This window comes from Polaromonas sp. (genome assembly GCF_039932935.1).
In the GTDB taxonomy this organism is placed as follows: Bacteria; Pseudomonadota; Gammaproteobacteria; order Burkholderiales; family Burkholderiaceae_C; genus Polaromonas.
The window spans coordinates 1-9,909 of sequence record NZ_JBDTPB010000116.1 but is presented as its reverse complement, the minus strand read 5'-3'; the positions used below and the strand labels follow the sequence as shown (position 1 = coordinate 9,909).

At 60.3% G+C, this 9,909-nt stretch carries 9 protein-coding genes and 1 pseudogene; all 10 read right to left on the bottom strand.

The genetic code is table 11. The annotated features are described in order from the left end of the window. Nucleotides 1-217: 217 nt before the first annotated feature. A complete protein-coding gene (locus ABI546_RS18430) occupies nt 218-1,012 on the bottom strand; it encodes an RNA methyltransferase (RefSeq protein WP_348048899.1) in 795 nt (264 codons plus the stop codon). Beyond that, nucleotides 1,009-1,626 carry a ribonuclease HII gene (gene rnhB / locus ABI546_RS18425; protein WP_348048897.1) on the bottom strand — a complete coding sequence of 206 codons (618 nt, stop codon included), beginning with the start codon at nt 1,624-1,626 and terminating at the stop codon, nt 1,009-1,011. The genes ABI546_RS18430 and rnhB overlap by 4 nt, the downstream gene beginning before the upstream one ends. After that, nucleotides 1,598-2,728 (bottom strand): lipid-A-disaccharide synthase, encoded by a 1,131-nt coding sequence (gene lpxB, locus ABI546_RS18420; RefSeq protein WP_348048901.1) that lies wholly within the window; start codon nt 2,726-2,728, stop codon nt 1,598-1,600. The genes rnhB and lpxB overlap by 29 nt, the downstream gene beginning before the upstream one ends. A 93-nt stretch (nt 2,729-2,821) precedes the next feature. Continuing rightward, nucleotides 2,822-3,631 (bottom strand): acyl-ACP--UDP-N-acetylglucosamine O-acyltransferase, encoded by an 810-nt coding sequence (gene lpxA, locus ABI546_RS18415; protein WP_348048895.1) that lies wholly within the window; start codon nt 3,629-3,631, stop codon nt 2,822-2,824. A gap of 34 nt (nt 3,632-3,665) precedes the next feature. Next, nucleotides 3,666-4,106, bottom strand: coding sequence for a 3-hydroxyacyl-ACP dehydratase FabZ (fabZ, locus tag ABI546_RS18410; RefSeq protein WP_348048893.1), 441 nt, complete (start codon nt 4,104-4,106; stop codon nt 3,666-3,668). Further along, nucleotides 4,103-5,167 carry a UDP-3-O-(3-hydroxymyristoyl)glucosamine N-acyltransferase gene (gene lpxD, locus ABI546_RS18405; RefSeq protein ID WP_348048891.1) on the bottom strand — a complete coding sequence of 355 codons (1,065 nt, stop codon included), beginning with the start codon at nt 5,165-5,167 and terminating at the stop codon, nt 4,103-4,105. The genes fabZ and lpxD overlap by 4 nt, the downstream gene beginning before the upstream one ends. 48 nt (nt 5,168-5,215) lie before the next feature. Further along, nucleotides 5,216-5,722, bottom strand: a complete 507-nt coding sequence (locus ABI546_RS18400) for an OmpH family outer membrane protein (RefSeq protein WP_348048889.1) — start codon at nt 5,720-5,722, stop codon at nt 5,216-5,218. After that, complete coding sequence (bamA, locus tag ABI546_RS18395) at nt 5,722-8,019, bottom strand: outer membrane protein assembly factor BamA (protein ID WP_348048887.1); 2,298 nt, start codon at nt 8,017-8,019, stop codon at nt 5,722-5,724. Before bamA ends, ABI546_RS18400 begins: the two co-directional genes overlap by 1 nt. A 13-nt stretch (nt 8,020-8,032) precedes the next feature. Further along, nucleotides 8,033-9,409 (bottom strand): RIP metalloprotease RseP, encoded by a 1,377-nt coding sequence (gene rseP, locus ABI546_RS18390; protein ID WP_348048885.1) that lies wholly within the window; start codon nt 9,407-9,409, stop codon nt 8,033-8,035. Between the two features lies 1 nt (nt 9,410). Next, nucleotides 9,411-9,909 (bottom strand): annotated as a pseudogene (locus ABI546_RS18385) (1-deoxy-D-xylulose-5-phosphate reductoisomerase); the annotation flags it as partial.

The window sequence follows — 9,909 nt, the reverse complement described above, 5'->3', positions numbered from 1 at the left end:
AGGGGGCGCTGCGCCTGCGGTCTGGCTAAGCCAGTCCCGCGGCCCCTGCTGGTGGGGACAAGGCCCCCACGTTCGCCCACTTCGTGTGGCTCTCTGCCCCCCGAGGGGGCGCTGCGCCTGCGGTCTGGCTAAGCCAGTCCCGCGGCCCCTGCTGGTGGAAGACGTCCGCGGCGGATGCGGCCTGTCCTCCAAGATGCAGGCCCCCATTGGCGCTCAGTCAGGGCTGGGCAATCGCGCTTGCATAGAGGCAAATTGCTGCTGCGGCCGCGACATTCAGGGATTCCTCGCCACCGGGCTGGTCTATGCGAACCTTGAGCGCGGCCTTGGCCATCAATTCGTCGCTGACGCCCTGCCCCTCGTGACCCATGGCCCAGGCGCATGGCATTGGGAGCTTTTGTTGGTGCAACAAACTCCCCTGGTGCGAGCTGGTGACCACGATGGGAACTGCCAATGCCACCAGTGCCTCAGGCTCCACCCCCTCGACCAGCTGCAGCGCAAAATGGGCGCCCATACCGGCCCGCAATACCTTGGGTGACCAGAGCGCGGCCGTGCCTTTGAGGGCGATGACCTGGCTGAACCCGAACGCCGCGGCGCTACGCAGGATGGAGCCGACATTGCCCGCGTCTTGCACCCGGTCAAGGATGATCGAGGCCACATCCGGCCGCAAGCCGGTTGCGGCCGGCAGGTTCAGCGCAAAGCCCATCTGCGCGGGGGATTCCAGGCCGCTGATTTCAGGCAGCAGTGCATCTGGAATTACTATGGTTTTGATAGCTGCTTGCGCCCATTCGGCGGGGGCTAGAGGCCAAAAGGACTCACAAAACACCGCCAGGGCGGGTTTCAGGCCGCGTGCCAGCGCTGCCCGGCACAGGTGGTCGCCCTCCAGCCAGACCCGGCCTTGCTTGCGATAGGCGGTGCTGTCTTGCGAGAGCTTGCGCAACTCCTTGACCAGCGGGTTGTCGCGTGAGGTGATGTGTGTGGCGGCGGCGGAAGGCCCAGCGCCCGTTGAACTCACCGTAGAACCTCAGCCACCGGCGCAAATGACCTGCGGTGCTGCGGGCAGGCGCCATGCTCACGCAAGGCCGCAAGATGCTCGGCCGTGCCGTAGCCTTTGTGGCCGGCAAAGCCGTATTGGGGGTATTCGAGGTGAAATTCGGCGCACCATCGGTCGCGATGCACCTTGGCCAGGATCGAGGCAGCCGAGATGGACGGGACCAGTGCGTCCCCTCCCACAATCGCCTCGGACAGAATGATCAAGGTCGGCAGGCGGTTGCCGTCCACCAACACCTTGTTGGGTTTGAGACGCAAGCCCTCCACGGCGCGCTTCATGGCCAGCATCGTTGCCTGCAGGATGTTGATACTGTCGATCTCTTCGGCCGTCGCCAGCGCGATGGAGCAGCACAGCGCTTTGGCGCGAATTTCGTCGTAGAGTTTTTCCCGGCGCAAGGCGGTGAGCTTTTTGGAGTCGGCCAACCCTTTAATGGGATTGAGTTCGTCAAGAATGACGGCGGCCGCCACCACAGGACCCATCAGCGGCCCGCGCCCCGCTTCATCAACACCCGCCACCAGCCCGGGAAAGTCCCAGGACAGCGCCGTTTGTTCAGCTTTCAAGAATTTGCTGGATCGCATCAGTCGCCAGTTTGGAAGTATCGCGCTGCAGTTCAGCGTGCAGTGCCGTAAAGCGTTGTTCGACAGCCGATATTGTGTCAGGTGCCGACGATTTTGCCTCTACCCATTGCAGGACTGCAGCCGCCAGCGCCTCCGGCGTGGCCGCGTCTTGCAGAAGTTCGGGCACGACAAAGTCCCGGCACAGGATGTTGGGCAGACCGACCCAGGGCTGCAGCTTTTTGCGCCGCATGATTTGCCAGGAGAGCCAGTTCATGTTGTAAGCGATCACCATGGGCCGCTTGAAAAGTGCGGCCTCCAGGGTGGCGGTACCGCTGGCGATCAGGGTGACGTCGCAGGCCTCCAGGGCCGTGTGGGACTGCCCTTCCATGATCTGCAAGTGATCACGCATGCCCGCCTCGCCGGCAATGTGCTCGATCATGCCCCTGAGCGCGGGAACGGCCGGCACTATAAATTTGATAGCTGGTTGCGCCCGCTGTATATGGGCTGCAGCCTGAAAGAACCTCAAAGCCAAATACTGTATCTCTGACTTCCGGCTGCCCGGAAAAATCGCAACGACGCTGTCTTCATCCTTCAAGCCGAGCTTGCGTCTCGCGGCGGCGCGATCAGGTTTGAGCGCGATGACGTTGGCCAGCGGGTGCCCGACATAGGTGGCGGAAATCCCGTGAGCGGCCAGCAAGGCAGGTTCAAACGGGAAAATGCACAGCACGTGGTCCACGCTGCGCCTGATCTTTTCAACGCGATCAGCGCGCCATGCCCAGATGGCCGGGCTGACGAAATGAACCGTCTTGAGGCCTTGGACTTTGAGTGCGGCTTCCAAGTCAAGGTTGAAATCGGGCGCATCCACACCGACGAAGACGTCGGGCCGCTGGGCCAGCAGGCGCTGTTTGAGCTGCTCGCGTATGCCCACGATCTCACGGTAGTGGCGCAGTACCTCGACATAGCCGCGCACCGCCAGCTTTTCGCTGGGCCACCAGGCATCAAAACCGCGGCGCGCCATCTGAGGGCCACCAATGCCGTTCGATGTCAGCGCCGGCCACCTGGCCTTGAAACCATCGAGCAGCAGGCCAGCGAGCAAATCCCCGGACGTTTCGCCCGCAACCATCGCAACGCGAGGTGCACGGCCTGGCGGCACGGCGGAGAGGCCGGCCTCTCTACGGGCTGGCAGAGGGGTTGGCTCCGGCAAGGACATGGTTATTTACCGGACGATGCCGCGCTGCGGCGAGGTCTGCTCAAGGAAGGACACCATCATCTGGACATCTGGCGCGGACTCCGGATACTTTTCAGTCAGGCTGGCTATGCGCGCGCGCGACTGCTCCAGCGTCAGGTCGTCACGGTACAAGGCTTTGTGCATGGCCTTGACGGCGGAAATACGCTCCGGTGAAAAGCCCCGGCGACGCAGGCCCTCGAAGTTCATGGAGCGGGCCTCGGCGGGCTGGCCCTGAACCATCACGAAAGGCGGCAAGTCGGCGAATAGCAGTGAGCACATGGCGGTCATGCTGTGCGCGCCCAGCCTGACAAACTGGTGCACCACGGTAAAGCCACCCAAAATCACCCAGTCGCCCACATGCACATGGCCTGCCAGCTGGGAGTTGTTGGCAAAAATGGTGTTGTTGCCCACGGAGCAGTCATGCGCCAGATGCACGTAGGCCATGATCCAGTTGTCATTGCCCACGCGCGTCACGCCGCCGTCGCCGGGCGAGCCAATGTTGAACGTGCAAAACTCGCGAATCGTGTTGCGGTCACCAATCACCAGCTCGCACGGCTCGCCCGCGTATTTTTTGTCCTGGGGTACTGCGCCCAGCGAATTGAACTGGAAAATCCGGTTGTCGCAACCAATGGTGGTGTGGCCCTCAATCACGCAGTGGGGGCCTACCGTGGTGCCGGCGCCAATTTTGACGTGTGGGCCAATCACGGTGTAAGGCCCGACGCTCACCGAAGCGTGAAGCTGGGCCTTGGGGTCCACAAGAGCCGTGGGATGGATACCCGGCGCGGAAGCTGCTGTCATCATGTCGCGCTTAACGTGGGTTCTACCGTCCGGCTCACGCAATGGTGCGCATGGTGCACATCAGCTCAGCTTCGCAGGCAATGGCCCCATCCACACGGGTGGCTCCCTTGAACTTGAAGATGCTCGCCTTCATGCGCTCGAGCGTGATATCCATGATCATCTGGTCACCCGGACCCACGGGCCGCTTGAAGCGGGCGCCATCGATGCCGGCGAAGTAATAGACCGTCTTGTCATCGGGCGTCACGCCCATCGTGTCGAAAGCCAGCAGCGCGGCCGCCTGCGCCATGGCCTCCAGGATCAGCACGCCCGGCATGACCGGATGATGGGGGAAGTGCCCCATGAAGAAAGGCTCGTTCATGGTGACATTTTTGAGCGCCTTGATGCGCTTGCCCGTCTCCATTTCCAGTACCCGATCTACCAGCAAGATGGGATAGCGGTGCGGCAGCTGCTTGAGAATTTGGTGGATATCCATCATGATTTTTCTTGAGTGTGTCCTGAGTGCAGAATGGCCTTCTCGACCTCTCTGAGACGCTCGCGAAGCGTATGAAGCTGCTTCAGCGTGGCGGCATTTTTTTCCCAGACAGCATTGTCGTCGATAGGAAAGAGACCGGTGTAATGCCCGGGCTTCAAGATGGACCGGGTGACCACCGACGCTGCCGAAACATGCACGCCGTCAGCAAGCGTCAAATGACCCAGCACAATCGCGCCCCCGCCCACGGTGCAATGCGCACCGATCGTTGCGCTACCCGCGACACCGGCACATCCGGCCATGGCGGTGTGCTTTCCAACGCGGACGTTGTGGCCGATCTGAACCAGGTTGTCGAGCTTGACACCGTCTTCCAGCACTGTGTCTTGCAGGGCGCCGCGGTCAATGCAGGTGTTGGCGCCTATCTCCACGTCGTTGCCGATCTGGACGGCTCCCAGTTGCTCAATTTTGATCCATTGGCCCTGGTGAGGCGCGAAACCAAACCCATCGGCGCCAATCACTGCACCCGGATGCACAATGCATCGCTCGCCCACCCTGCAACCATCCGCCACCGTAACACGTGCCGACAGCCGGGTACCGGCACCAATCTGCGCATTCCGGCCCACGACACAGTGCTCCGCGATACGGACGCCATCGCCCACCACAGCGCCAGCCCCTATGCAGGCAAACGCGCCAATAGAAGCCCCCGGCGCCACGCTGGCCTCGGGATCAATGAATGCTGCCGGATGAATGTACGGCGCCGGCTCGGCAAATTGCCGCTGCTTCCAGAGCTGTGTGACCAGCGCGAAAGCATGGTAGGGGTCGTCCGCCACGATACAAGCACCCCGGCTGACGGCAACCCCACGGGCGGCAGGCGACACGATGACGCACGCCGCAGCGGATTGTGCGAGCTTGGCTTGGTATTTGGGGTTGCTGAGAAAGCTGAGGTCGTTGGGACCGGCGGCCTCCAACGTGGACAGCCGTTCGATGACAACATCAGGGTCCCCGATCAGCTCGGCGTTCACCGCCGTTGCGAGGAACTGGGCGATATCGGCAAGACGGAGTGTCACACTGCGCCTGCCGTTGTCACGAGGGTGATCGTGGTGAACACCCCGCGATCAACGGGCAGCGTTCAGCGCCTTGATCACCTTGTCGGTGATGTCATGCTTGGGATTGACGTAAACCGACTCCTGAAGAATCAGGTCGTACTTTTCCGTCTCGGCCAGGGTCTTTACGACCTTATTGGCGCGCTCTATCACTTGCTGGAGTTCTTCGTTTTTGCGGGTGTTCAGGTCTTCCTGAAACTCACGGCGCTTGCGCTGGAAGTCCCGGTCCTGGTCCACAAGCTGCTTTTGCCTTGAAACACGCTGGCTTTCAGCCAGGGTCGGTGCTTCACGCTCAAATTTGTCAGACAGGGTTTTCAGTTGGGCTGCCAGATCATTCAGCTCTTTTTCACGCTTACTGAATTCCTGCTCCAGCTTGGTCTGGGCGGCTTTTGCGGAATTGGCTTCCCGGAAAATCCGGTCCAGGTTGACAACTCCGACCTTGAATTCCTGCGCACTGGCGGAGAAACCCGCCAGCACAATGGCAATGCCCAGGAAAATTTTGAGTGAGAAATGCTTCATTAGAAAGATGTACCAATTTGGAATTGCAACCGCTCTATTCTATCGCCTGGCAGTTTGCGCAGCGGCGTCGCAATAGCGATGCGCAAGGGCCCCACTGGGGAAATCCAGCTGATACCAATACCGGTGGAGGCTCGCAGGTCGTTCACGCGAAACCGCTCATTTTCACCAAAAACGTTGCCCGCGTCCACAAAGCCATAGAGGCGCAAAGTACGATCATTGCCGGCTCCTGGAAACGGTGCAATGAGTTCGGCATTGAGGGTGAGCTTCTTCGGCCCGCCGATGGCCAGATCGGAAGCGTCGCGCGGACCCAATGAACCTTGTTCAAACCCGCGTACGGAACCCAGACCGCCAGAATAATAGTTCTTGAAGAGTGGATAAGGTTGGCCGCTCAGCCCTTTACCCCAGCCGAATTCGCCATTAAGCGCAACCGTGAATTGCTTGTTGAGCGGAATATATTGCTGGACTTGGTAGTTGGCCCGTACAAATTTGAGGTCACCGGCTACGCCCCAATCGCCGTACACGCGCTGGTAACGCCCCGAAGTAGGCACCAGCGAGCTGTCGCGACTGTCGCGCGACCAGCCCACTGTCAGCGGAATCGAATTGCTTGTGTAGCCAAATTGGTTTGCATAGTTCAGATAACTCACCGGCAAATTGGTACCCGGCACAATCTTCAATTGCTCGTATCCGGTGCCAAAATAAACCGTGTCGGTCTCGGTGAACGGTACACCAAACCGGATACTCGCACCGCGCGTTTTGAGGCTGTAGTCGCCGCCCTGCCCGGAAGTGGGTTTGGAGGTCCGATCGTAGACATCAATAGTCCGCGAAATACCGTCAGCCGTGAAATACGGGTCAATGGTGCTCAGCACAATCTGGCGGTTTGTCTTGCTGGTATTGACTTCAACGCCCAGATAGTTGCCGGAACCAAAAACGTTCTCCTGCTTGATGCCGAACACCAGGGAAAGGCTGTCCGCGCTGGAGTACCCCGCACCAAGCTGCAGATTGCCGGTCGGCTTTTCAACCACATTGACCGTCAGGTCCACCTGGTCCGAAGTTCCAGTGACTTCCTGCGTGTCCATGTTAACTTCGGTAAAAAACCCAAGACGATCGACCCGGTCGCGCGAAAGCTTGATCTTGTCTCCGTCATACCAGGAAGATTCAAACTGGCGGAATTCGCGGCGTACAACTTCATCACGCGTGCGGTTGTTTCCGGCCACATTGATGCGGCGCACGTAGGCGCGGCGCGAAGGGTCAGCCTGAAGCACAAATGCCACGCGGTTGTTGACGCGGTCAATTTCAGGCACCGCCTCCACGCGCGCGAAGGCGTAGCCGAAGGTTCCGAAGTAGTCGCTGAAAGCCTTGGTGGTTTCAGCCACCTCGTCTCCGTTGTAGGCCTCGCCGGGCACAATCTTTACAAGCGTCTTGAACTCTTCTTCCCTGTTGAGGTAGTTTCCTTCAAGCTTGACGCCAGACACCACAAAACGCTGACCCTCGGTCACATTGACGGTGATGGCAATGCTCTGTTTGTCGGGGGAAATCGCCACCTGGGTGGAGTCGATCTTGAACTCGAGGTAGCCGCGCGAGAGGTAATAGGAGCGCAGCGTTTCAATGTCGGCATTGAGTTTGGTGCGCGAATAGCGATCAGACTTGGTGTACCAGCTGAGCCAGCCGCCGGTATCAAGGTCGAACAGGTCCAGCAGGGTCGACTCGCTGAACGCCTTGTTGCCCGTGATATGGATTTCCTTGATCTTGGCGACTTCACCCTCGGTCACGCTAAAGGTCAGGTTGACGCGATTGCGCTCAATCGGCGTGACGGTGGTGACAATCTCGACACCGTACAGGCTCTTGTTGATGTACTGGCGCTTGAGCTCCTGCTCGGCCTTGTCGGCCAGGGCCTTGTCAAACGGCTGGCCGTCTGCCACACCCGCTTCGCGAAGCGCTTTTTTGAGCGCGTCCTTGTCGAACTCCTTGGCACCGACGAAATCCACGTCAGCAACGGTCGGACGTTCCTCAACAATCACGACCAGCACGTCACCGCTGACTTCAAGCCTCACATCTTTGAACAGCCCCAAGCCAAACAGTGCGCGAATGGCAGTGGAGCCTTTGTCGTCGTTGTAGGTTTCACCGACACGAAAAGGCAAGGAGGCAAAAATGGTTCCCGGCTCCACGCGCTGCAAGCCTTCAACCCGAATGTCTCGCACGGTGAAAGGGTCAACGGCCCAAGCCGAACTGGCTGCAAAAAGACCGGCGGCGATGGCGCAAACTGCACGAACTTTAAAGCGATTTATTTGTTTTTGCATGAAATATATGGAATTAGCCCAAGAGCCGGGTGACATCGTTAAACAGGGCAACGCACATCATGCCCAGCAGGATCGCAACGCCACCGCGCTGCAACCGGTCCATCCAGGCGTCAGACACGCCTCGGCCAGTGATCCCCTCCCAAAGATAATACATCAGGTGCCCGCCATCCAGAACCGGCAACGGCAGTAAATTCAGGACGCCAAGGCTCACGCTCACCAGAGCCAGGAAGGTCAGGTAGTAGCTCCAGCCCAGGCTGGCCGATTTGCCTGCGTAGTCGGCAATCGTAAGCGGCCCGCTGAGGTTCTTGAGTGAAGCCTGGCCTGTCACCATTTTTCCCATCATTCGCAGCGTCAGTGCGGACACCTGCCAGGTGCGAACGGCCCCTTGCCACAGGCCATCGACAAAGCCATAACGCACCGTCACGAGTTCCGCAGGCGCACCCACATAGGCGTCGATCCGGGGCACCATCGTCCCGTTCACGGGTTTGAGTTCAGGCGTGACCTGCAGCACCAACGGCCGGCCGTCGCGGAGAATATGCCAGCTTTGAGGCGCGATGCCTGCCGCACCCGTGCTGGAGGTCGGGATCGAGGTACGTATGAGTTCGCGCAAATGCGGCCCATCCATGATGGCCGTATCCCCGACGCGCACCACCACGTCACCCGCATGCAGGCCGGATTTCTCGGCGGCACCGCCGGGCATGACACCGCCAATCTCGGGACGCGTCCACGGCCCCAAGATTCCGATTTTCCGGAACAACTGGGCGTCGGCTTCCGGGGAACCCAGCGTGCTGAGCGGCAACCGCACGGTCCGGCCCGCTCTTGCCGTATCGGCACCCAGCACCAGTGTGAGGTCACGCCCATCCAGGGCGCCCTGGGTCAGGCGCCAGCGCAAGTCTTCAAAAGAACGAATATCCTGGAGTTCATCACCTTCGAGAGCGGCCTGCTGCACCGTTTCCTGGCCGCGCAGCCCGGCTTTCTCAGCCAGCGAACCGGCCACAGGGCTGGACAGGACGGCTTTGGGTTCCTGCAGGCCGCTCCAGTTGAGAACGGCGTAAAGCAGCACTGCCAGGAGCAGGTTGGCCGCCGGGCCGGCCGCCACGACCGCAGCCCGGGACTTCAGCGGCTGGGTGTTGAAGGCTAGGTGGCGCTCGGCCGGGCCGATAGGCGCCTCACGCTCATCCAGCATCTTGACGTAACCACCCAGGGGCAGCATGCCGATGGAAAACTCGGTGGACTTGTTTTTGAGCCGCCAGGTGTAAATGGGCTTGCCGAAGCCAATGGAAAATTTCAGGACCTTGATGCCGCAGGCCACGGCCACGCGGTAGTGGCCGTATTCGTGCACGGCAATCAGGATACCCAGCGTCACAACGAAAGAAATCAGGGTCAGCATGTCATGGCTCCAGTTGTCCGGCGATTTGAAGGGCAACGCGGCGAGCCTGCCCATCCAGCCCGAGCAGGCCTTCAATATCACTTACCTCTGAGAGTGTTACCGCCTCTAAAGTTGCGTGATTTACATGGTGAATATGGTCAAAACGGATACGTTTTTCAAGGAAGGCGGCAACTGCCACCTCGTTGGCGGCATTGAGCACCGCCGTGCTGCCGACCGGGCCGTTAAGCACCTCCCAAGCCAGCGGCAACCCGGGAAAGCGCTGGTTGTCCGGGACTTCAAAGGTCATGGTGGCGAGCGCCTTGAAATCCAGGGCCTTGGCCCCCGACACGACGCGGTCGGGCCAGGCCAGCCCGTAGGCGATGGGAACGCGCATATCGGGCGTGCCCAGTTGCGCCACCACCGAGGTATCGCGGTATTGCACCATGGAGTGGATGATGCTCTGGGGGTGGATGACGACCTCGATCTGCTCCGGCGTCAGGCCGAACAGGAACTTCGCTTCG